This is a genomic window from Coprococcus eutactus (assembly GCF_001404675.1).
GTDB classification, from domain to species: Bacteria; Bacillota; Clostridia; order Lachnospirales; family Lachnospiraceae; genus Coprococcus; species Coprococcus aceti.
Genome location: NZ_CYXU01000001.1, coordinates 1 through 21,920 on the forward strand (window position 1 = coordinate 1; position 21,920 = coordinate 21,920).

A 21,920-nucleotide genomic window follows, 5' to 3' on the forward strand; every position below is an offset into this window, starting at 1 on the left:
GAAAGTCATCGTCAAAAGCAGATGGAAAGAATAGGGTTATGTCTACTAGCAAAGGGCGGGTGGAGTCTGAAAGAAGTATTACTTGTGAGGGTGGAAGTACAACAATAGACGATGTTACAGGAATGGATTGGTATAATTATTATAGGGATACATATGGGAAAGAAAATGTGTGTTGGGAAAGTTGTAATCCATCAGAAGTAGCGTCCGCTTGGCAAGGTAGTTATCCCTATACTGGTGTGGATGCCTATACGAATATAACATTACATGATGGTGATATAATCTATATGGGCGAACCATTCCCAACGGGGTATTCTACAACATCAGAAGTAGCGCAGACTATAGGCAATGATGCTCAAAAGGTCTTTGGAGGATTGCAAGTAAAACCATATTATGAAAAAGGAATGGCTTATGCAGAATACAGAAGTAAGTTAACTCCTTACAAAGTTCATGGAGAACTAAATGTGGCAGATGGAGTCGCTTTGAATAATCCGCAATTTGGTCAAGGAGGATTAACGCAAAGATTTGACCCTAATTTTGATTTTAATTGTGCTAATGGAGTACTGGAAAAATTAGATAATCAAACGATTAGTTTAACAAATACTAAAATATCACTAGAGGAATATTTCGGTATGATGAATGAAATTAAGTAGGAGAAATGCTATGAAAAATGGGAAAATTAAATTGGGAAGATATATTATTGAACCAAAGACGAGTATTGATATATTAAATGCAGATGAATTCAATGTAATAAAATTTAATACTGGAAAAGTATATATATCCAAGGAGCCAATGGAATTAAATAAAGAAAAGTTCTGGACTACTATTTTTTGTGATAATAAGATAATATCAAAAGTTGAATTAAGTAATGCTGAAGAGAAGTACAAAATGAATTATCAAACAATGAATGATAATATTCTGAAAGAATTAAGAAAACATAATAATGATTTTTTGAAAAATGAATTAGGAATTCCAAGTAATGAAAGTATTACAGGAATAGAATATGATTATGCATGGGGAAAAATATTTTCATATTATGATAATAAATCATCGGAGACAGGCATTGTGATTGTTTATATTTAATTATGGTTATACTTTAAGACTTCCTTAGAAGTAAAATCTAATAAATCCAACTACCTCCATAACCATTGCCGAAGGCAAAACTTTTCGGTGACCGATTACTATGAATCGAGTCAGAATTCCGTAGAGGAATTCATAGGTTAAAGCGAAATCAGAGTAGTGCAGTCTTTTTGAACTCATAGTAATTCACTCCTAAAGGTTATTCAGAGTGAATTCAACCGGAATCAATCACAGTTAGAGCAAACGGCTCCAACTACAAATACAGCTGATTCGGAGAGATACTCACTCCTGAAGTGATTATCTAATGAAATGTTGGTGGCGACAAACCGTGCGATTATACATCGCTTACGTTTTCTGGAATTGTATCTGGAAATATTGAATATAATAATGGTATCCAAGAAAAAACAATAAAAGAATAGTTTTTGGAATGAAATCCAATAACTATTGAAAATAAACAAGTTTTTGGATATAATGAATACAGCAAATAAAAAATAAATTAGTCATCGAAAATAGATTCATAAGAAAGAAGGTAAATCCTCTCCTCATCATAGGACTCGGATTTTGTTTCGCAAAACAGGAGGATTATATGAATAAGATAATACTTAGAGACGAGTATCTTCAAACTTTGAAGGAATTTAAAGATAAAGACATTATAAAGATTGTAACAGGTATCAGACGATGTGGCAAATCCACGCTTATGCAGATATTTCAGGGCTATCTGAAAGAATCTGGGGTACAAGCAGACCATATCATTGCTATTAATTTTGAAGACTATGATTATGAAGATTTGAAGCAGCCAAGAGAATTATATAAATACATCAAGGATAGGCTTGTAGATGATGATATGCACTATGTGTTCTTTGATGAAATACAGAATGTGGAAGATTTTCCAAAGGTTGTGGACAGTTTGAATTTAAAGCCAAATGTAGATTTGTATCTGACAGGCTCGAATGCCTATATGCTATCTTCTGAGATTGCAACATTTCTTTCCGGAAGATATGTGGAGGTCAAGATGTTGCCCCTTTCCTTTAAAGAATATGTGAAGGCAACGGGAGATGAAAAAGAACTTTCGCTAAAGTATCAGAAATATTTGAAATTCAGTTCATTTCCATATGCTATGATGTTGGATGAGAAGGAAGAAGTAATTAATCAGTATCTTGAGAGTATCTATAGCACTGTGATGTTAAAGGACATTATTTCAAGAAAGAAGATTACCGATGTGATGATGCTTGAAAGTGTGATACGATTTATGTTTGATAATATTGGTAATCTTACATCGACAAAGAAAATCAGTGACACTATGACATCTGACGGAAGAAAAGTGGATGTAAAAACTGTTGAGAAATACATTACAGCGCTGGAAGAATCATTTGTAGTTTATCAGGCAAAACGATACGATGTGAAGGGTAAGAATTATTTGAAAACTCTTGATAAATATTATGTGGTTGACATTGGACTTCGTTATATGTTACTTGGTTCTAGAAATGCAGACACTGGTCATATTCTGGAAAATATAATCTATCTTGAGCTTATTAGACGAGGATATAAGGTCTATGTCGGCAAGGTGGAATCAGAGGAAGTGGATTTTGTTGCCATGAACAGTAAGGGAATTATTTACTATCAGGTGGCTGCTACGGTCAGAGAGGAATCAACACTTTTAAGAGAGCTAAGACCATTGCAGAAAATTACAGACCATTATCCAAAGTATATCATAACACTGGATGAAGACCCTGATGCTGATTACGATGGTATCAGGAGAATTAATGCGCTGCAGTTCTTACTTGGTGAGGAATAAGATTGAGGGATGAAATACCAAAATCCCACCCAATTTCATAGTAAAGACCTGAATCCGTGAAGTTGATTTGTTTTCGAATTTAGGAAGTGATATAAAACGAGAAGATTATGTCCATATTGTTGATGAATATTGGGTAGATTAGCGAAAAGAGTATGAAAAATGGATGTGCGTGTTAATAAAAATGATAAAATGGTGGAATGGGATGTGGGAGGCAAAACCATCTCGATTTATAACGAATATACCTTATATGCATTTAAGCATGGAAAAGGTATGCTAATGATTAAGGAAAAATATGAAACATCAGATAGTGGATTTAGTGCATATAATGAAGAGGGAAATTTAGTATTTTCGTATAGGAGTTTAGGAAATCATCTTAATTATAGGAATAAGGATATTTCTGTAATCAATGGTGCAATAATATCAGCTGATTATGAAGAAGAGAAAAGAAAATTAATAATTATAAAGGAGTTTAATGAAATAAGGTCACTTTTAATATATGATGATAATGCAGACTTTTTATCAGAGATAAATTGTCCAAAAGGTTATATATTTGTTTCGTTGAAAAATTGTGCTGGTCATATCATGGTAGTAGCACAAGGAATAAATGATTTGACTAGGGATTCATTTGGAAGAAACGATTGGAATTTTGAAATTAATTTTGAAAATTTTTACGTTGAAAGAAAATCTATCACACAGTAATTGATTAGAAAATGGTACCAGAAGGCAAAACTTCATATTAAGTTCCAATTGACCGATATAAACGCACTTTTTGTAACAAGAAAATTTGTTATGAAAGACTAACTGTCTTTACCAAAAACTTTCGACTTGCCCTTACGAAGTAATAGGCAATAGCGAAAGTTTTTATAAAGACAGTTCCATAGCAAAATTTTGGGGATGGGTGCACTTAAGGACAGTCAAAATCAAAACCTCATATTTAGTTCCCAAATGCTGAAATCAACAAAAAATGCGACATTATTATTGATGATTATGAAGAAGAGGTTCTTGAATTAGATAAAATACCAATGGCATTAGAGGTAGTAAATCAGTTTATAAAGAGTAACTCAAATAAAGAACTTGGTAAATTGAAAACAATGTTGGATTGTGTTATAGGCGAAAACATAATGCCTGAGTACATAGATTAATGCGATATACTGTATTGTTTAGCAAATAGGCATGCAATAAATCACATAGTGAGTTATAATGAAATCAACAGGCTGATACATATTATAAGAGGAGGACAAATTTAAACTATGGGAGTACAAAAGAAGAAGTTGTTACACCGGATAATGGCTCTGGCGATCGCAGTTGCGGTTGGATTGTCAGTGATCGTGCCGGGAGGAACAAGTGCTGAAGCGGCGACAATACCTGCGGATGTGACAAAACCATCTGCCAATTGCGTGTTTATAGCAATGAAGGGCAAGTATGTGTCGGAGGCTTCGGCTGCAGTGAAGAGGATCAATCAGATCCGTTATGAAGCATGTAAGCAGGGCGTTAAGATTGATGGACGGAAATTGACGCTTGACGACTATGTGCCGATCAAGTGGTCGGCAGGACTTGAGAAGATAGCAAGGATCAGAGCTGCGGAGGCGAGTGTTACAATGTATCACTCAAGACTTAACGGAAAGTCTGTATTTGATTTCAAATATCCGGGAAATGGCTGGCCGACTTCCGAGGTGCTTGCGTGGAACTGGTCAGAGAGCATGCTCATGGGCATTGAGCAGTGGTACAGCGAGAAGGATGCCTATGTGAAGGGAACTCCTGGAGCGGTGACCGGACATTACACATCCATGATAAATCCTGCAAACAGGTATGTGGGTGTTGGTACATTTATAAATAAGAATGCATCTTATCCGAATACGACTGCAGCCCAGTTCATGGGAAGCGGCAGTCAGGCTGAGACTATGGCTAAGTCCACTGGTGAGAGCGATGTTACGGTGGAGGTGCAGAAGGACAATATCACATCGGTTAAGATGACCGGAAATAAGAGCGTGCAGGAGGGACAGAAGGTAACTCTCACACTCAAGGCAGTCCTTGGACAGTATGGAAGTACATCGTATAAGGTGCTTGCGGGAGCTAAGTGGAAAACATCGAATTCCGCTATTGCAAAGGTGTCACCTACAGGAGTGGTAACAGGTCTCAGAAAGGGAACTGTGAAGATCACAGCCACTGTTGGATCACGTTCAGCATCATATACGGTAACAGTAACAGGAAAATGTGCGCATGTATATTCCGGCAAGGTAGTAAAAACAGCAACTACCAGAAGCGATGGCAAGGTGTTACATACATGCAGAAAATGCGGCCAGAAGAAGTATATCGTTGTCAAGAAGATAAAGAGTGTTACATTATCACAGACGAGATATAAGTATGATGGTAAGACAAAGACACCTAAGGTGACTGTGAAGGACAGCAATGGTAAGATAATATCATCAAAATACTACAAGGTGACATATCCTAAGGCGAGAAAGAAAGCCGGAACATATACGGTGAAGATAAAGTTTTCCGGAAGGTATAAGGGTACAGTTTCAAAGAAGTACAGAATAGTAAAATAAAAAAATACCGTTGTTCATAAAAAATATGGACAACGGTATTTTTAATCTGAAAGAAATTATTTCTTCTCAGGCTCTGGAGTATAGTCAAGTATGGATGAAATAGCCTTGTGAACCTTTGTATACTCAGTTATAAGAATATGCATACGCTGGAATCCAGGCTGCTCCAGATGATAATATACTCTGGTCATTCTCTTTCCAACCTGCTCTTTGTGATCGGAGATGAAACCGTATTCAATCAATTTGTACAGTGCAGGATATAGAGAACCGATAGGAATCTTTATCACGCCGTCTGACAGTGAGTCCATGAGCTGTGACAGCTCGTAGCCGTAATAATCTTTCTGGCTGAGCAGATAGAGTACGAGCAGCTCCACGGAACCTCTGATGAAGTTCGGCTTTGCAACGACTCTTGCATGTACAGCCTCAACTGCTGCTTCCTTTGCGGTATCATTACTTTGATCCTGAACCATAATACTGTTGGAATATATGCTGTTTAATACGTTTTCCATTAAAACCACCTCATACAAAAAAAATAGTTACACTTTGTATTGATTGTAATTGCAAAATCATTTAATTGCAACCTTTCTTTTCATTAAAATGAAAATAAGTTGCGTATTTTTGCAATTTTTGCTTATTTGAGAAAGGTTTTTGACTGTAACTGCCTGGATAATGCCAATAGACGGCTGGCAGCATCCTTTGGATCGTCAGCTTTCATTATGGCGGACACCACACAGATGCCGGCGATAGGTATGCCCGAGAGGACATCCAGGTTGGTCGGATTGAGTCCTCCGATGGCATTTACCGGGATGGGAACTGCCTTGCAAATGTCTCTCAGTGTATCCGTGGATGTGAGCACTGTCTTGACCTTGGTGGTGGTTGGGTAGATGGCTCCAACTCCCAGATAATCAGCTCCCTGTTCATACGCCTCCACGGCCTGAGGAACAGTCTTGGTGGTTGCGCCCACGATGCGGTCAGGCCCCATGAGTTTTCTGGCTATGGAGACTGGCATGTCTGTCTGCCCCACATGGACACCTTCGGCATCGGTCGCCAGCGCCACATCTACCCGGTCATCTATGATGAGTGGCACGTTGTAGCGGCGCGCAATTGAGTGCACCTTGTCCGCAAGATGTATGTACTCACGGGTAGTTCTTTCCTTTTCTCTAAGCTGCATGAGTGTCGCACCGCCGTCCAGAGCACACTCCACTCTGTACAGAAATTCCTCCTCGGACAACCCTGTGCTGTCCGTTATAAAATATAAAGTAGGATCAAATGTATACATTTCAAACTTCTTTCTCCGCCGGCAGACGGCGGTATGCTGTATAGTTCAGATCGTTTTGATCTGATAGTTGTTGTTACACATACAGATAGTCATTGAGTACGGGCTGCAGTCCCTCGCCCTCTATGTCTGAATACATATGTTCAAGACTTCTGTTGTCGTTGATCTCGAACTGCTCGTCGCCCTGCTCACTGCAGGAAGTCTTGCCGCTGTATTTGCTTTCGTGATCGCCGATTCCGGTTGACACGCCCGCCGATACCTTGGTCGCTGCGATCTTCACTATGCCGTTCCTGAAGTCTGCACTCTCCCTTGAAGATACCGTTATTCCGGCAAATGGCAGGAATATCCTGTATGCGCACAGTATCTGGCAGAGCTGCTTCTCGTGTACGTCCAGAGGATTGATCTGATCGTTGTTGATGATCGGTCTCAGTCTTGGACAGGAGAGTGACATCTCTGCGTGTGGGTATTTTCTTTGGAGAAAATACGCGTGAAGGGCTGTTGCCAGTGCATCCTTGCGGAAGTCGGAGAGCCCTAACAGTGCTGAGAATGCAACGCCCCGCATTCCGCCCATGAGGGCGCGCTCCTGCGAGTCGAAACGGTATGGCCATACTCTCTTGTGACCCATCAGGTGAAGAGTCTCGTATTTGTCTGCGTCGTAGGTCTCCTGGAACACTGTCACATAGTCCGCACCGCACTCATGGAGGTAGCGGTACTCATCGGTGTTCACTGGATATATTTCAAGGCCTACCATGCGGAAGTATTTCCTTGCAAGCTTGCATGCCTCGCCGATATACGTTACGTCACTCTGGCTGCGGCTCTCGCCGGTCAGTATAAGGATCTCTTCCATGCCGCTGTCGGCGATGACCTTCATTTCCTTCTCGATCTGCTCTGCTGAGAGCTTCATTCTGTTGATGTGATTGTAGCAGTTGAAGCCGCAGTATACGCAGTAGTTCTCACAGTAGTTGGCTATGTAGAGCGGCGTGAACATGTAGACCGTGTTGCCGAAGTGCCTGCTTGTTTCGCGGCTTGCGCGCTGCGCCATCATCTCAAGAAATGGTTCGGCGGCGGGGGAGAGCAGAGCCTTGAAGTCCTCTATGCTGCACGTCTCGTGTTCAAGGGCAGCCATGACGTCTCTGCCTGTGTAACTGCTGTAGTCGTAGCTGTTCATGTGCTCCATGACCTTGCTGCGGATGTCAGATTCAATAACCTCCATGCCCGGAAGGTATTCCATATGGCTTTTCCTTGACGATGGATCTGTCTCCAGACGGTGTTTGATCTGCAGCGCTTCCGGCGAAAGATATTCCGAATCTATCAGAAAGTGGTTTTCCATCTGAGTGCACCCCCTTAGTCATGCAGGAATCCGGTCAGTGGATCTGAAGCGGATGCCCCTCTGGTGAGAACTCTTCCAAGACCTGCCAGATAAGCCTTTCGGCCTGAATTTATCGCGTCCTTGAATGCCGATGCCATGAGTGGCAGATTTCCGGCTGTGGCGAGGGCAGTGTTGGCCATGATGGCGGCAGCGCCCATCTCCATGGCTTCACATGCCTGGGATGGCCTTCCGATACCGGCGTCAACTATGATCGGAAGCTCGATCTCGTCGATGAGGATCTGGATGAAGTCTTTGGTAGCCAGTCCTTTGTTGGAACCTATAGGTGATGCCAGTGGCATGACCGCTGCGGCTCCCGCATTTACCAGATCACGGGCGGCATTCAGGTCCGGGTACATGTAAGGCAGTACCACAAATCCTTCATTTGCCAGTGCCTCGGTTGCCTTTATCGTTTCCTGGTTGTCGGGAAGGAGATATTTGCTGTCGCGCATGATCTCCACCTTGACGAAGTCTCCACAGCCCAGAGCCCTTGCAAGCCTTGCTATGCGCACGGCCTCCTCGGCGTTCCTCGCGCCGCTTGTATTTGGCAGGAGAGTAACTCCCTCTGGGATGAAATCGAGAATATTTTCCTCTTCCTTTGTATTTGCACGGCGGACGGCCAGAGTGATGATCTCTGCTCCTGCGTCTTTTATAGCTGATTCGATCAGCTTCATGGAATACTTTCCTGAACCCAGAATAAATCTTGAATTGAATTCATGTCCTCCTATTATCAGCTTGTCTTCTTTCATTATAATGCTCCTCCTCCCATGAAACTCACGACCTCCACACAGTCGCCGTCGTTAAATGTAATGTCTGCGTATGTCTCTCTCGGTATGATCTCCTCGTTGATCTCAACAACTATGCGCACCGGTTTGTAGCCGGATTCTTCAAGAAATGCCGCCAGATTCTGCCCGGCAACGTCGAGATCTTTTCCGTTCACTGTTACCATAGCCCTTTCCTCCAAAGTCTTTTATCTGCACAAAAAAAGAGTTACCGATCTGGTAACTCCAATAAAGTCTGCACTTTAACAAACGTCTGCTATCAGGCTTCCCTACGTTGGCATTATCCAAATCAGGTTTCCGGTCGAAGGTCACACCTTCCTCTCAGCCTGTACTACAAGCTCCCGCGTCCTCTTTTTGTTGTCAGATAATAATATACGACCTGAAAACCCGGAATGCAAGAGTAATCTATCAGGCAAAGATGTCATTTGACCGCAAATATTCGAAGTTCTCTCAAAAATATACGGAAAATGTACTGCGATTGATGGCTTTTCCTTGACACAGCCCACATATGTATGTACAATTTAGTTGTTTGGCGCGCTAAAGTGTCATACAAAATCAGCAGGTTGCACAAATGCTGATTTGAGTTATCTTATGGAGGACAGTGAAGTTATGAGACAGAAGAAGATTCATTACATCTATAATAAAGAGATGGAGTGTATGGATCCTGAGGAGAGAAGAAAGCTTCAGGGGGAGAGACTTAGAAAGACAGTAGAACTTGAATATGCAAATGTACCGGCATACAGAGCCAGAATGGACGAGGCGGGAGTAAAGCCGGAGGATATAAACAGCATAGACGATATCGTCAAGCTGCCATTTATGCAGAAGACAGATCTCAGGGATAACTTCCCATTTGGACTGTTTGCAGCAGACAGGAAGGACATCATCAGAATCCAGGGTTCATCAGGAACCACAGGTAAGCCTGTTGTAGCTGGCTACACCCAGAACGATATAGATGTGTGGACGGAGATGGTAGCCAGAGCTATCAAGTGCGCTGGTGGCGGAGAGGATGATGTCATCCAGATAGCTTATGGTTATGGATTGTTCACAGGTGGACTTGGAGCACATCAGGGCGCGACTAAGGTTGGTGCCATGGTAGTTCCGATGTCATCAGGCAACACACAGAGACAGATCATGATGATGAAAGAACTCGGCGCAACCATGCTTTGCTGTACACCTTCATATGCTACATACCTCGCAGAGACCATCAGGGAGATGGGCATCGATCCATCAGAACTGAAGATCAAGTCAGGCTACTTCGGAGCAGAACCTTGGACAGAGGAGATGAGACAGCACCTTGAGGAGCTTCTTGACTTCGATGCATTTGATATATATGGACTAACAGAGATCGGTGGACCTGGTGTTGCATTTGAGTGCTTTGAGAAGAACGGAATGCACATCAACGAGGATCATGTTCTTGCAGAGATCATTGATCCGGTCACAGAGGAGCCGCTTCCAGACGGAGTTCCTGGAGAGCTTGTGTTTACAACCCTTACCAAGACAGGTACACCTATGATCAGATACAGGACACACGATATATGTACACTTACACACGGCACATGTGCATGTGGAAGAACAACAGTCAAGATGAGCCGTATCACAGGCCGTACAGACGACATGCTTGTAATCCGTGGTGTAAATGTATTCCCTAGTCAGATAGAGTCAGTCCTTCTCGGCGTGGAGGAGGCTTCAGCTCATTATATGATCGTGGTTGATCGTGTGAATTCACAGGATAAGCTGACAGTTCAGGTAGAGCTCAAGGAAGATGTGGATATGGGCGATGCTGCAAAGCTTGCGGCTATTGCATCCCGCATCAAGACAGATATCAAGCAGACACTGCTTATCAGCGCAAAGGTTGAGCTGGTTCCACCTAAGACCATTCCACGTTCAGAGGGCAAGGCAAAGAGGATCACAGATAACAGACATATCGGATTCTAATCGGTAAGATTGAGTAGTCAGACGAATCACAGGACTGAAATGTTTGAGAGCGGAAGACTATAGAGAGAATAAAACAGCCGGCTTAATGGCGAGCTTTCCGGGATCGAGACCGGGCATGCCGCTGTGAGCCGGCTGTTTTATCAGGCAGTGATCAGGCAGGGATCAGGCAGTGATCTTGGGAGGCTTGCACCAGCAGACATCAGCTGTGAGGCCTGCCGCCGGGAAACTGGCAAAACAGATAAAATCGCCAAATGCTGAAAAACCTTGCATTTTGGTATGTTTCCGTGTAGAATTTGCTTTGTTATGTGCGCTGACAGTGAGATACTGCACTGCAGTGGTAAAGTTGGTGCGGAGCAGATAAATTATAATTATTATGGAAGGTGGATTAACTAATGAATGTTTACGAGATGATTGCGTTTATAGCGTATTTTGTCCTGGTAATCGGTGTAGGAATTTATTTCTTCTTCAAATCCAAGGGGAATGCCGGCGAGAAGGATTATTTTCTTGGAGGAAGAGATATGAATGGTCTGGTGGCTGCACTCAGCGCCGGAGCATCTGATATGAGTGCGTGGGTTCTCATGGGACTGCCCGGAGCATTCTATGCGACAGGACTCAGCAACATGTGGATATCAGTTGGTCTGTTCATCGGAACAGCATGTGCCTGGATATTCATAGCACCGAGACTCAGAAGATTCTCGATAGCGTACAACGATTCGATCACTATACCTCAGTATTTGACAAATCGTTTTCAGTCAGACAATAAGCTGCTTCTCATAATATGTGCAGTTATATTTGTGGTTGCATATTGTATATACGCTGCGTCAAGTATATCGGCCTGCGGTACTCTGTTCAACACTGTTATGGGCATCGATAGGAATACAGCCATGATCGGCGCTGCAGTCATCATCATCGTGTACACATTCCTTGGTGGTTTTAATGCAGTGTGCTGGACGGATTTCTTCCAGGGACTTCTGATGCTTGCAGCTCTCATGATCGCACCTATCATTGCGGTCATCACCATGCAGGGCGCTGGCTTTATAGCACCTGATGTTGTCATTCCAGACAATTATTACAATGCCCTTATAAGTGGTTCATTTGACAAGACCAGTGTGATCAATATCATATCAGGACTTGCATGGGGACTTGGATATATGGGTATGCCACATATTCTTATAAGATATATTTCGATCAAGTCAGAGAAGGAGATGAAGAAGTCCAGAATAGTCGGTACTTGCTGGACGGGAATCATCCTCGTTATGGCATCCGTAGTTGGTATGGTCGGCCTTAAGTATCTTGGCGGTGGACTTACAGATAACTCACAGGTATTCATCAGACTTGTAAGAGGCGTGTTCCCTGCACTTGTAGCTGGTATACTTCTCTCAGCTATCCTTGCAGCGTCCATGAGTACAGCTGATTCACAGCTCCTTGCTTCATCATCAGCATTTTCGTCTGATGTGTACAAGCCTATATTCAGAAAGAGTGCATCTGACAAGGAGATGCTCTGGGCAGGAAGAATTGTGGTAATCATCATCTCAGTTGTGGCACTTGCCATAGCGATGAATCCGGACTGCGAGGGTATCATGGCACTCGTGTCAAATGCATGGGGCGCATTCGGATCGGCATTTGGACCGGTCATCGTTCTGTCACTGTACTGGAAGCGACTGAATTACAATGGAGCACTTGCTTCTATCATAGTCGGATTTGCTGTTGACATGCTCTGGTACAAGTTCCTTGCAACACCAACAGGACTTTATGAGATCGTTCCTGGATTTGCAGCAGCGTTCATCACAGCTATCGTCGTATCACTTCTCACAAAGAAGCCTGACGACAAGGTTGTTGAGATATTCGAGAAGGCTAAGCTTCCTACGGAGTAATTTGCAGTGTAGAGTTATAAAGCTGGGATCTTTTGGTGGCGGATGAGTTTGTCTGCACACAAAATTATCTCTAAATCAAAATAAAAGGCTGAAAAGATACAAAATCTGAAGAAATTGTATCTTTTCAGCCTTTTTTGCTAAATAAGAGATAATTTTGTGCGCAAAAAAAGAACCACCTGAATTGCTAGGCGGTTCTTTTTTAAACAACAACTTAAACAACTAAGAGTAAATTACTTTCTCTTGAACAACTGAGTTCAGTATATACACAAAATATGAACAGAATATGTACAGAAAAAAAACGTTTTGCAAAATAAAATCTTCAAAATTTAAAGATTTTATGACACATTTTTCAAAGTGCACAAAAAGAAAATGGCCATTTGTGCGGTATGCACAGAGCCTTGTAAAAACATGTAAATCCCGCATAAATATGTAAATAACAGGTAAAGGAGTAAGTATTTCAACTGGTAAAACAGCCTCTTTTTAATTATGATAGGAGATAGGGCGATTATAAGTGTGTGTATGTTTGCCATAACGGGTGGTATATTCGTGTATGCTTACCATCAACCAGTTCCTGCCGAAGTACTGCAGTGTGCTTCTGCGCGATGATTACAGGGAATACGTTTCGGAGATAATCATAGAGGGACACACGGATACGAATGGTTCCTACATATACAATCTTGAACTTTCACAGCAGCGAACGTTCTCAGTGGCAAAGTACTGTCTGACGGAGAGCAACGGCATCATAAGCAGTGGACATGGCAGCGTCGAGACGCGTGGAGATCAAGTTCAGGCTTCAGGACGAAGAGATGATAGATGAGATGATGGACATTCTCAAGGACAAATAGATATATAAGAGGAGAGCAATGGCGGTAAACAAGACAAAACTCAAAAAGCAAATATTTGACATAATACAGATAGGGGACAAAAGCAATCTGGCGAGCAGGGCATTTGACATATTCATAGTGGGTGTCATATTGTCGAACATATCGGTGATGTTCCTGCAGACCTACGATCAGCTTGAACCATATTATGGGCTGCTGAGTGTTATCGAGTGGGTGACTACAGGCATATTCTGTGTTGAGTATATTCTCCGCATATGGACGGCGGATTTCCTGTATCCCACATGCACCAGAGGAAAGGCTATAGGAAAGTTCCTCATATCATATGACGGAGTTGTGGATCTGCTCACGATCATACCAGTGTTCTTTCTGTCTGGCTTCGTGGCGTTCAGGATGCTCAGGGTGATCCGTATATTCCATCTTTTCAGGATCAATTCAAAGTACGACAGCTTCAATGTCATCAAGATGGTCCTGCTGAGAAAGAGCAGACAGATCATATCGTCCATGTTCATCATATTTATACTGATGATGGCGAGCAGCCTGTGTATGTACAGCACTGAGCATGCCGCACAGCCGGGAGTGTTCAGCAACGCCTTCAGCGGCATATGGTGGGCGGTATCGACAGTCCTTACCGTGGGGTATGGAGACATTTACCCGATCACGCTGCTGGGCAAATGCATGGCGATAGTCATAGCATTTATGGGAGTTCTGCTGGTAGCGATACCTACAGGTATCATAAGCGCCGGATTTGTAGAACAGTATCAGAACAATGCCAACGAGGAGTCCAAAGTTGTTGATGTGGACGAGATTGGAGAACTGCTCGTAGATGATGTGAGCAAGTTTTGCGGCAGGACCATACTCCAGGCTACGGAGGAGTATGGTGTGAATATATATATGGTACTCAGGGATAATATGTCTATACTGCCGACAGGTGATCTGGAGATACAGACAGGTGATATTCTGATAGTGAAGTCAAAATTTCTTGAGAAGAGACGTGGAAGCTCATTATCTTAGGTTATGCAAGTAATAAATATAAAATTGAGATTATAAATGAGAAGTTTCTGTAAACTACAAAAAAAACTCAATAATCATATTGATTTATTTTGACTAATTGGGTATACTTTCAACTGAATATGAGAGAAAGTGTTCATATTTATTTTCAGATTATTGAGTGCTGTATAGTTGCGGTGCCGGCAGGGTACAGGCGACATGCACCTATCAATGAAATACATTTAAAGAAAAGGAGTTAAGAAAAATGGCAACAGTTGATTTAACTAAGTATGGCATTACAGGCACAACAGAGATCGTACACAATCCTTCATATGAATTGTTATTCGAGGAAGAGACAAAGGCTGACCTTCAGGGATACGAGAAGGGACAGGTTAGTGAGCTCGGCGCAGTTAACGTTATGACTGGTATTTATACAGGCCGTTCACCTAAAGATAAGTATATCGTAGTAGATGAGAACTCAAAGGACACTGTATGGTGGACATCAGATGAGTACAAGAACGATAACCATCCAATGACAGAGGAGACATGGGCATCAGTTAAGGATCTTGCAAAGAAGGAGCTCTCAAACAAGAGACTTTTCGTAGTTGATGCATTCTGCGGAGCAAATGCTGATACTCGTATGGCTATCCGTTTCATCGTTGAGGTTGCTTGGCAGGCTCATTTCGTAACAAACATGTTCATCAAGCCAACTGAGGAAGAGCTTAAGAACTTCGAGCCAGATTTCGTAGTGTACAATGCTTCAAAGGCTAAGGTTGAGAACTACAAGGAGTTAGGACTTAACTCAGAGACATGTGTAGCATTCAACATCACAAGCCATGAGCAGGTTATAGTTAACACATGGTACGGCGGAGAGATGAAGAAGGGTATGTTCTCAATGATGAACTACTACCTTCCACTTAAGGGAATGGCTTCAATGCACTGCTCAGCTAACACAGATATGAACGGTGAGAACACAGCTATCTTCTTCGGCCTTTCAGGAACAGGTAAGACAACACTTTCAACAGATCCAAAGCGTCTCCTCATCGGTGATGATGAGCACGGCTGGGATGACAACGGCGTATTCAACTTCGAGGGTGGATGCTATGCTAAGGTTATCGACCTTGACAAGGATTCAGAGCCAGACATCTACAACGCTATCAAGAGAAACGCTCTTCTTGAGAACGTTACACTTGATGCAAACGGCAAGATCGATTTCACTGATAAGAGCGTAACAGAGAATACTCGTGTATCTTACCCAATAGATCATATCAAGAACATTGTAAGACCTATATCATCAGCACCAGCTGCAAAGAACGTAATCTTCCTTTCAGCAGATGCGTTTGGAGTACTTCCTCCAGTATCAATCCTTACACCAGAGCAGACACAGTACTACTTCCTGTCAGGATTCACAGCAAAGCTTGCTGGTACAGAGAGAGGTATCACAGAGCCAACACCTACATTCTCAGCTTGCTTCGGTCAGGCATTCCTCGAGCTGCATCCTACAAAGTATGCAGAGGAGCTTGTTAAGAAGATGGAGAAGAGCGGTGCTAAGGCATACCTTGTTAACACAGGATGGAATGGAACAGGCAAGAGAATTTCAATCAAGGATACAAGAGGAATCATCGATGCAATCCTCAGTGGTGCTATCAATGAGGCTCCTACAAAGAAGATCCCTATGTTCGACTTCGAGGTTCCAACAGAGCTTCCTGGCGTAGATCCAGCAATCCTTGACCCACGTGACACATACGCTGATGCTTCAGAGTGGGAGACAAAGGCTAAGGATCTTGCAGCAAGATTCCAGAAGAACTTTGCTAAGTACGAGGGTAATGCAGCAGGTAAGGCATTAGTTGCAGCAGGCCCACAGCTCTAAGATATAGCTTAGGATCATATAGAAGAAAGGAACTGTCATAGTCCAGAGCCTTTCGCATAGAGAAGACCGGATACATTCGTTCAGAGTGTGTCTGGTCTTTTTTTGTCTGCGCCATCCATAAGTAATATTATGCTTTAACCGGCAACCAGAAATTACCTCTTGCAATGCCGAACAAATGTTCGTATAATATTATGCATGAACGAGATAATTACAGGACTTACAACGAAAGAAAAACTGAATATACTGGCGGATGCGGCGAAGTATGATGTGGCGTGTACATCCAGTGGAGTGGACAGGAAGGGACAGAAGGGAGCCCTGGGCAACAGTGTATCATGTGGTATATGTCACAGCTTTGCAGCGGATGGAAGATGTATATCGCTGCTTAAGGTCCTTATGACGAACCACTGTGTATATGACTGCAAGTACTGTCTGAACCGCAGAAGCAATGATGTGCCAAGAGCGACATTTGAACCGGAGGAGCTGTGCGATCTGGTCATAGAGTTCTACAAGAGGAATTATATAGAAGGGTTGTTCCTGAGCTCCGGTGTGCTCAGGGATCCGACATACACCATGCAGAGGATGTGTGAGACTCTGTATCTTCTCAGGACGAAGTACAGGTTCAATGGATATATCCATGTGAAGACCATTCCGGGGGCATCGGATGAGCTTATAAGCATGGTGGGATATTTAGCGGACAGGATAAGTGTTAATATGGAGCTGCCGACTGAGGAGGGGTTGAAGAAGCTTGCCCCGAACAAGAGCTTTGGCACCATACTTGATCCCATGGGCAAGCTGACCAGCACTATAGAATCCCACAGACTGGCGGTGGGCAAGACTGCGCGTATGGAGAGGAGCGGTATCAACAGATACCTTACTGGAAGCATATTCAACGAGAAGAATCTGCAGAAGGATCTGACCGCATACAAAGCAGAGCTGGCAGGGCAGGAAAGACATGGTGCTCTGCAGATGTCAGCAGCAGAGGCACTCACAGATGGAATGACCTCTGATAAAAGAGACATCGGTGCTGCCTCTTCGCCCCTCCCTGTCATGTTTGGAGATACAGACAGGAGACAGGCATTTGCCCCGGCGGGACAGAGCACACAGATGATAGTTGGAGCCAGCGGAGAGTCGGATTACACGCTCATACACACAGCCCAGAGACTGTATCAGCGATACGATCTGAAGCGTGTGTTCTACTCCGCGTATATACCGATCAACGAGGACTCGGCACTCCCTGCGCTGGATACGGCGGTTCCATTGCTCCGTGAGCACAGATTGTATCAGGCGGACTGGCTGCTCAGATATTATGGATTCCACGCTGAGGAGATATTGTCTGAGAACGAGCCGAACCTCGATCAGAGAATGGATCCGAAGTGCAACTGGGCAGTGAGACATCTTGACCAGTTCCCGGTGGAGGTGCAGACGGCACCGTATGATCTGCTTCTCAGGATTCCCGGCATAGGGCCGAAGTCGGCGGGCAGGATAGTGAGAGCCCGCAGATACGGAAGTCTGGATTTCGATAATCTGAAGAAGATGGGGGTGGTGCTTAAGAGAGCACATTATTTTATAACGTGTGGCGGACGTATGATGTACAGGATCCCTATAGAGAGGGATTACATTGTCAGGGAGATGACGGATCTGAGCCGGGGAGAGAACTGGCAGGCATCACACGGCAATGAACAGTATAGACAGATGACTTTATTTGATATAGGAATGAAGGCGTGAAGGTGGAAGTTATGGACAATATGAAGGTTTTCACATGCAGAGACAGATATGACGATATGGCTACATGCATATATGAGGCGTGGAGTATGGCACTGCAGGTCGGACACGACCATGTGATGCTTATGAAGGAGCCTGTGGAACAACTGGATATGTTCGCTGACTATATACATGTCGAGCCGGATGCGGACAAGGTGCAGAAGTTTACCCGGTCTGTGAAGAAGGTATCCTGGCTGGTGTACCGCAACGTATTCAATGCACTATTGTCGCATCAGGAGGATGCACTGGATACTGTGTACAGATATCTGATACTGGCATTTGCCGAGGGGCGGAAGGTGGAACATATGCTCATAAGTCCGGAGGTGATGCGTATCATGGAGCTTGGGCGGAGTGTGAGCAACGAGGCACATCTATTCAGGGAGATAGCCAGATTCACTGTTGTCCAGGGGCGGGTGTATGTATGTCATATAGAACCAAAGGACGATGTTGCGCTTCTTGTCGCCAGTCATTTTGCGGACAGGATGCCGTCAGAATACTGGCTGATAGTGGATGATGGCAGACGTTACGCCGTGGTGCATCCGGTGGATTCGGATATGTATGTGAGGCGGCTTACAGATCAGGAGATGGAGACGCTGGGCAGTGCAGAATATATGGAGGATGATTACACAGATATGTGGAGAACATTCTTCAGCGCGGTGAGCGTGGAGCAGAGAGAGAACTACAGATGCCAGAGAAGCATGTTCCCTTTGTGGTCGAGAAAGCATGCCACAGAATTTTTGGGATGATCATAGAAAAAATGCTTGAATTGGCTGGAAAAATATGATAGTATCTGAACTTGTGATGTATTAATCATATTTTCCTTGCTCACAGATGACTGTGGGCCAGAGACCATAAGGAGGTGCAATGTAATGAACAAATATGAATTAACTTTAGTTGTTAGTGCAAAGATTGATGAGGAAGCCAGAACAGCTGTAGTTGATAAGGTTAAGTCTTATATTGAGAAGGCTAACGCAACAATTACAGAAGTTAACGAGTGTGGACTCAAGAAGCTTGCTTACGAGATTCAGAAGATGGGCGAAGCATACTACTACTTCATTCAGTTTGATGCAGAGGCTGGAGTTCCAGCTCAGCTTGAGGCTAACATTCGTATTATGGAATCAGTTCTTAGATATCTTTGCGTTAGATTAGACGCCGAGTAATAGGAGGTATTCTATAATGAACAAGGTAATATTGATGGGTCGTCTCACAAGAGACCCGGAAGTTAGATATTCACAGTCAAACACAGGTGATGGCCAGATGGCTATTGCAAGATACACATTGGCTGTAGACAGAAGATTCAATAGAAATGGCGACCAGAGTGCAGACTTCATCGGCTGCGTTGCATTTGGCAGGAGCGCTGAGTTTGCAGAGAAGTACCTGAAGCAGGGAACGAAGATTGCTATAACAGGTAGAATCCAGACTGGAAGCTATACGAATAAGGATGGTAACAAGGTGTACACAACTGATGTTGTTGTTGAGGAGCAGGAGTTTGCTGAGAGCAAGGCTGCAAGCGGACAGGCATCAGGCGGTGGATATCAGCCAGCAGGAAGACCGGCACCTGGCAATGCAGGAGCTGAGGGCTTCATGAGTATACCGGAAGGTATTGAGGACGATTTACCATTCAAGTAAAATAGGAGGTAAATACAATGGCTTACAATAAGACTGATAGAGCTGACGCTCCAATGAAGAGAAGAAATATCCGTAGAAGAAAGAAAGTCTGCGAGTATTGTGCTAATAAAGAGGCTGTGATCGATTACAAGGATTCAAACGCACTCAGAAAGTATATCTCAGAGAGAGGTAAGATCCTTCCAAGAAGAATCACAGGAACATGTGCTAAGCATCAGAGAGCAATCACAATTGCTGTTAAGAGAGCTAGACAGATCGCAATATTACCATACGTTCAGGATTAATTCTTATCATTGATAAGTATATAAAGGACCCGTTGTTCAGCTATGTGCTGGATGACGGGTTTTTGTGTAAATTCATAGAATATTATTTCCTGTAGGCGTATTTTATGAGGACAGAAAGGTGGGGGATAAATGGCAGAGAATGTTGTGAGAGTAAGCGGACTCACGAAGACATTTGGAAAGAATACTGTTTTGTCCAATGTCAATATATCTCTTGAAAGGGGGAAGATATATGGCTTTATAGGACAGAACGGGGCAGGAAAGACTACCCTGATCAATCATATCAATGGTCTGTTGTTTCCTGACGAGGGAGAGATAGAATTATTTGGCGCCAGTGACAGCAAGGGGCTGGTGAATGCCAGAAAGAGGATAGGAACGGTGTGCGAACATGCCGGACTGCACGATAATTATAATGCTGTAGACAACATAAAGCTTAATATGAAGCTGAGGGGGATAAAGAACGACAAGCTCATCGAGCAGACCATAGCAAATGTTGGATTGCAGGGCGTTGGCAAGAAGAAGTTTAGGAATTATTCGATGGGAATGAAGCAGAGGCTGGCGATTGGCTGTGCCATGCTGTCAGGTCCGGATCTCCTGCTATTGGATGAGCCGATAAACGGACTTGATCCGGTTGGAATAGTTGAGATAAGAAATCTTCTCAAGCAGATAAATCAGAGATTTGGTGTGACGATACTTATATCCAGCCATATACTTACAGAGCTTCACGAGCTGGCAACGGACTACATAATGATAGACAGAGGACAGATCATAGACTGCCTCTCTGCAGCGCAGCTTGACGCGAAGTGCCACAGGAGACTGAGATTGCGCACCAATGATGTGAAGAAGGTTCTTGATATACTTGCTATGAGATACAATATAGTGAATGTGTATGTGAATGGCGATGAGATAATCGTGGACCAGCCGGTAAACTCAGACGAGCTGGCATGGGTTCTCTACAATGAGAGGGTGTTTGTCAGTGAGTACCATCTCGAGGAGGAGAGCCTTGAGAACTACTTTATTCACAGGATAGGGGGTGCTCATTATGCGTGAACTGTTGTCGGCTGAATTTTATAAGCTGTATAAGAGCCTGGGCTTCAGGGTGTGCCTGATAGTTTTCTTTGTCCAGGATATAATATATCTGATCTCGGTGGGATTGGTTGGAGATATTCTCGGAATAGAACTCACGGGAGATTTTCAGTTCCAGTATCTGCTGGGCTCGTTTTCTGGAAGCTCGGTGTCCGGCATGCTGTTTGGATTTATTGCGGCGTCGCTCATCACCAGCGATTACAAGTCCAGGGATATCCAGTGTGCGATAGCCCAGGGACACAGCAGGGCACATATAATGTTTTCGAAGATCATAGTATATATAGTGGCGATATGGATACTCTCTCTTGAGGACATACTTGTATATACCATAGGAGGATGCATTTGTGGAGGCTTTGGAAAGGCATTTACCCTGAATGTGGCGGGATATATGCTGAGATCGATAGCGTGCGAGGGCTTTGTGCTTACGATGTTATATATGACATGCGTATTCCTTGCATTTGCGCTGACGTCCAAGGCAGCGTCCGTATCCGTGAATCTGCTGCTGTTTTTCCTGGTGGATCTCGGCGTGCAGATCATGCCCGTGCTGTTCCAGTCGGATGTTCTGGAGAAAATACTGGGCTATATGCCGTTCAGCTCTGTGAGGGAGATGAGCCAGGTCGATATAGACTGGAGTCACGCGGGAATATCCCTGGCAGTGGCCGCTGCGTATGGCGCGGTGATGATAGTGGCAACGTGGTTGACATTCAGGAAGAGAGATCTTCGATAGAGAATTATGACAGAATATACATTTGCTCAACCGTTCATCTGTGTTGACAAAAGTTCTGTCAAAGTTTATTATAACTCTAGCTATGAGAA

At 43.6% G+C, this 21,920-nt stretch carries 22 protein-coding genes and 1 riboswitch; of the genes, 17 read left to right on the plus strand and 5 right to left on the minus strand.

Features of this window, described 5'->3' with window-relative positions:
* The 5 genes from ARA78_RS00005 to ARA78_RS00025 all read left to right on the plus strand — a co-directional run.
* The coding region (locus tag ARA78_RS00005) for a hypothetical protein (RefSeq protein WP_207641789.1) at positions 1 to 650 on the plus strand (650 nt) is incomplete at its 5' end.
* Between the two features lie 10 nt (positions 651 to 660).
* The gene (locus ARA78_RS00010; protein WP_055223661.1) at positions 661 to 1,080 is read left to right on the plus strand and encodes a hypothetical protein; all 420 of its coding nucleotides are present in this window, start codon (positions 661 to 663) and stop codon (positions 1,078 to 1,080) included.
* A gap of 583 nt (positions 1,081 to 1,663) precedes the next feature.
* Positions 1,664 to 2,872: an ATP-binding protein gene (locus tag ARA78_RS00015; RefSeq protein WP_015533321.1), complete on the plus strand. Its 1,209-nt coding sequence runs from the start codon at positions 1,664 to 1,666 to the stop codon at positions 2,870 to 2,872.
* Between the two features lie 159 nt (positions 2,873 to 3,031).
* Positions 3,032 to 3,571: a hypothetical protein gene (locus ARA78_RS00020; RefSeq protein WP_015533320.1), complete on the plus strand. Its 540-nt coding sequence runs from the start codon at positions 3,032 to 3,034 to the stop codon at positions 3,569 to 3,571.
* Between the two features lie 551 nt (positions 3,572 to 4,122).
* A complete protein-coding gene (locus ARA78_RS00025; protein WP_055223663.1) occupies positions 4,123 to 5,421 on the plus strand; it encodes a CAP domain-containing protein in 1,299 nt (432 codons plus the stop codon).
* Positions 5,422 to 5,477: 56 nt separating this feature from the next.
* Here ARA78_RS00025 and ARA78_RS00030 read toward each other — a convergent pair whose 3' ends face one another.
* The 5 genes from ARA78_RS00030 to thiS all read right to left on the minus strand — a co-directional run bounded on the left by ARA78_RS00030 (position 5,478) and on the right by thiS (position 9,009).
* Positions 5,478 to 5,927, minus strand: coding sequence for a PadR family transcriptional regulator (locus ARA78_RS00030; protein WP_015533318.1), 450 nt, complete (start codon positions 5,925 to 5,927; stop codon positions 5,478 to 5,480).
* Between the two features lie 122 nt (positions 5,928 to 6,049).
* A complete protein-coding gene (thiE, locus tag ARA78_RS00035) occupies positions 6,050 to 6,697 on the minus strand; it encodes a thiamine phosphate synthase (protein ID WP_055143818.1) in 648 nt (215 codons plus the stop codon).
* A gap of 73 nt (positions 6,698 to 6,770) precedes the next feature.
* Positions 6,771 to 8,024, minus strand: coding sequence for a 2-iminoacetate synthase ThiH (gene thiH / locus ARA78_RS00040; protein ID WP_055279806.1), 1,254 nt, complete (start codon positions 8,022 to 8,024; stop codon positions 6,771 to 6,773).
* A 14-nt stretch (positions 8,025 to 8,038) separates the two neighbouring features.
* A complete protein-coding gene (locus tag ARA78_RS00045; protein WP_015533315.1) occupies positions 8,039 to 8,809 on the minus strand; it encodes a thiazole synthase in 771 nt (256 codons plus the stop codon).
* A complete protein-coding gene (gene thiS, locus ARA78_RS00050) occupies positions 8,809 to 9,009 on the minus strand; it encodes a sulfur carrier protein ThiS (RefSeq protein ID WP_015533314.1) in 201 nt (66 codons plus the stop codon). The genes ARA78_RS00045 and thiS overlap by 1 nt, the downstream gene beginning before the upstream one ends.
* 82 nt (positions 9,010 to 9,091) lie before the next feature.
* A riboswitch (TPP riboswitch) is annotated at positions 9,092 to 9,197 on the minus strand.
* A 254-nt stretch (positions 9,198 to 9,451) separates the two neighbouring features.
* On the opposite strand from thiS, the gene ARA78_RS00055 reads away from it, so the two are divergent.
* From ARA78_RS00055 to ARA78_RS00110, 12 genes are all read left to right on the plus strand, one after another.
* The gene (locus ARA78_RS00055; protein WP_015533313.1) at positions 9,452 to 10,777 is read left to right on the plus strand and encodes a phenylacetate--CoA ligase family protein; all 1,326 of its coding nucleotides are present in this window, start codon (positions 9,452 to 9,454) and stop codon (positions 10,775 to 10,777) included.
* A gap of 392 nt (positions 10,778 to 11,169) precedes the next feature.
* On the plus strand, positions 11,170 to 12,651 hold the full coding sequence (gene putP, locus ARA78_RS00060; RefSeq protein ID WP_015533312.1) for a sodium/proline symporter PutP: 1,482 nt from the start codon (positions 11,170 to 11,172) through the stop codon (positions 12,649 to 12,651).
* Between the two features lie 550 nt (positions 12,652 to 13,201).
* Positions 13,202 to 13,468 (plus strand): OmpA family protein, encoded by a 267-nt coding sequence (locus ARA78_RS00065; RefSeq protein ID WP_015533311.1) that lies wholly within the window; start codon positions 13,202 to 13,204, stop codon positions 13,466 to 13,468.
* 46 nt (positions 13,469 to 13,514) lie between these two features.
* The gene (locus ARA78_RS00070; RefSeq protein ID WP_055223667.1) at positions 13,515 to 14,504 is read left to right on the plus strand and encodes an ion transporter; all 990 of its coding nucleotides are present in this window, start codon (positions 13,515 to 13,517) and stop codon (positions 14,502 to 14,504) included.
* A 241-nt stretch (positions 14,505 to 14,745) separates the two neighbouring features.
* Positions 14,746 to 16,350, plus strand: a complete 1,605-nt coding sequence (gene pckA, locus ARA78_RS00075) for a phosphoenolpyruvate carboxykinase (ATP) (RefSeq protein WP_004849399.1) — start codon at positions 14,746 to 14,748, stop codon at positions 16,348 to 16,350.
* A 195-nt stretch (positions 16,351 to 16,545) separates the two neighbouring features.
* The gene (locus ARA78_RS00080) at positions 16,546 to 18,075 is read left to right on the plus strand and encodes a putative DNA modification/repair radical SAM protein (protein ID WP_055279807.1); all 1,530 of its coding nucleotides are present in this window, start codon (positions 16,546 to 16,548) and stop codon (positions 18,073 to 18,075) included.
* Between the two features lie 11 nt (positions 18,076 to 18,086).
* Positions 18,087 to 18,857, plus strand: coding sequence for a TIGR03915 family putative DNA repair protein (locus ARA78_RS00085; RefSeq protein WP_330375961.1), 771 nt, complete (start codon positions 18,087 to 18,089; stop codon positions 18,855 to 18,857).
* A gap of 123 nt (positions 18,858 to 18,980) precedes the next feature.
* The gene (gene rpsF / locus ARA78_RS00090) at positions 18,981 to 19,271 is read left to right on the plus strand and encodes a 30S ribosomal protein S6 (protein ID WP_015533308.1); all 291 of its coding nucleotides are present in this window, start codon (positions 18,981 to 18,983) and stop codon (positions 19,269 to 19,271) included.
* A gap of 16 nt (positions 19,272 to 19,287) precedes the next feature.
* The gene (locus ARA78_RS00095; RefSeq protein ID WP_022216615.1) at positions 19,288 to 19,740 is read left to right on the plus strand and encodes a single-stranded DNA-binding protein; all 453 of its coding nucleotides are present in this window, start codon (positions 19,288 to 19,290) and stop codon (positions 19,738 to 19,740) included.
* A gap of 17 nt (positions 19,741 to 19,757) precedes the next feature.
* Positions 19,758 to 20,021, plus strand: coding sequence for a 30S ribosomal protein S18 (gene rpsR / locus ARA78_RS00100; protein WP_015533306.1), 264 nt, complete (start codon positions 19,758 to 19,760; stop codon positions 20,019 to 20,021).
* A gap of 129 nt (positions 20,022 to 20,150) precedes the next feature.
* A complete protein-coding gene (locus ARA78_RS00105; protein ID WP_022216614.1) occupies positions 20,151 to 21,068 on the plus strand; it encodes an ABC transporter ATP-binding protein in 918 nt (305 codons plus the stop codon).
* Positions 21,061 to 21,831: an ABC transporter permease gene (locus tag ARA78_RS00110; RefSeq protein ID WP_015533304.1), complete on the plus strand. Its 771-nt coding sequence runs from the start codon at positions 21,061 to 21,063 to the stop codon at positions 21,829 to 21,831. Before ARA78_RS00105 ends, ARA78_RS00110 begins: the two co-directional genes overlap by 8 nt.
* Positions 21,832 to 21,920 lie beyond the last annotated feature (89 nt).

Coding starts and splice junctions, on each gene's coding strand:
- ARA78_RS00010 (WP_055223661.1), top strand. CDS start 661: ATGAAAAATGGGAAAATTAAATTGGGAAGATATATTATTGAACCAAAG.
- ARA78_RS00015 (WP_015533321.1), top strand. CDS start 1,664: ATGAATAAGATAATACTTAGAGACGAGTATCTTCAAACTTTGAAGGAA.
- ARA78_RS00020 (WP_015533320.1), top strand. CDS start 3,032: ATGGATGTGCGTGTTAATAAAAATGATAAAATGGTGGAATGGGATGTG.
- ARA78_RS00025 (WP_055223663.1), top strand. CDS start 4,123: ATGGGAGTACAAAAGAAGAAGTTGTTACACCGGATAATGGCTCTGGCG.
- ARA78_RS00030 (WP_015533318.1), bottom strand. CDS start 5,927: ATGGAAAACGTATTAAACAGCATATATTCCAACAGTATTATGGTTCAG.
- thiE (WP_055143818.1), bottom strand. CDS start 6,697: ATGTATACATTTGATCCTACTTTATATTTTATAACGGACAGCACAGGG.
- thiH (WP_055279806.1), bottom strand. CDS start 8,024: ATGGAAAACCACTTTCTGATAGATTCGGAATATCTTTCGCCGGAAGCG.
- ARA78_RS00045 (WP_015533315.1), bottom strand. CDS start 8,809: ATGAAAGAAGACAAGCTGATAATAGGAGGACATGAATTCAATTCAAGA.
- thiS (WP_015533314.1), bottom strand. CDS start 9,009: ATGGTAACAGTGAACGGAAAAGATCTCGACGTTGCCGGGCAGAATCTG.
- ARA78_RS00055 (WP_015533313.1), top strand. CDS start 9,452: ATGAGACAGAAGAAGATTCATTACATCTATAATAAAGAGATGGAGTGT.
- putP (WP_015533312.1), top strand. CDS start 11,170: ATGAATGTTTACGAGATGATTGCGTTTATAGCGTATTTTGTCCTGGTA.
- ARA78_RS00065 (WP_015533311.1), top strand. CDS start 13,202: ATGCTTACCATCAACCAGTTCCTGCCGAAGTACTGCAGTGTGCTTCTG.
- ARA78_RS00070 (WP_055223667.1), top strand. CDS start 13,515: ATGGCGGTAAACAAGACAAAACTCAAAAAGCAAATATTTGACATAATA.
- pckA (WP_004849399.1), top strand. CDS start 14,746: ATGGCAACAGTTGATTTAACTAAGTATGGCATTACAGGCACAACAGAG.
- ARA78_RS00080 (WP_055279807.1), top strand. CDS start 16,546: ATGAACGAGATAATTACAGGACTTACAACGAAAGAAAAACTGAATATA.
- ARA78_RS00085 (WP_330375961.1), top strand. CDS start 18,087: ATGGACAATATGAAGGTTTTCACATGCAGAGACAGATATGACGATATG.
- rpsF (WP_015533308.1), top strand. CDS start 18,981: ATGAACAAATATGAATTAACTTTAGTTGTTAGTGCAAAGATTGATGAG.
- ARA78_RS00095 (WP_022216615.1), top strand. CDS start 19,288: ATGAACAAGGTAATATTGATGGGTCGTCTCACAAGAGACCCGGAAGTT.
- rpsR (WP_015533306.1), top strand. CDS start 19,758: ATGGCTTACAATAAGACTGATAGAGCTGACGCTCCAATGAAGAGAAGA.
- ARA78_RS00105 (WP_022216614.1), top strand. CDS start 20,151: ATGGCAGAGAATGTTGTGAGAGTAAGCGGACTCACGAAGACATTTGGA.
- ARA78_RS00110 (WP_015533304.1), top strand. CDS start 21,061: ATGCGTGAACTGTTGTCGGCTGAATTTTATAAGCTGTATAAGAGCCTG.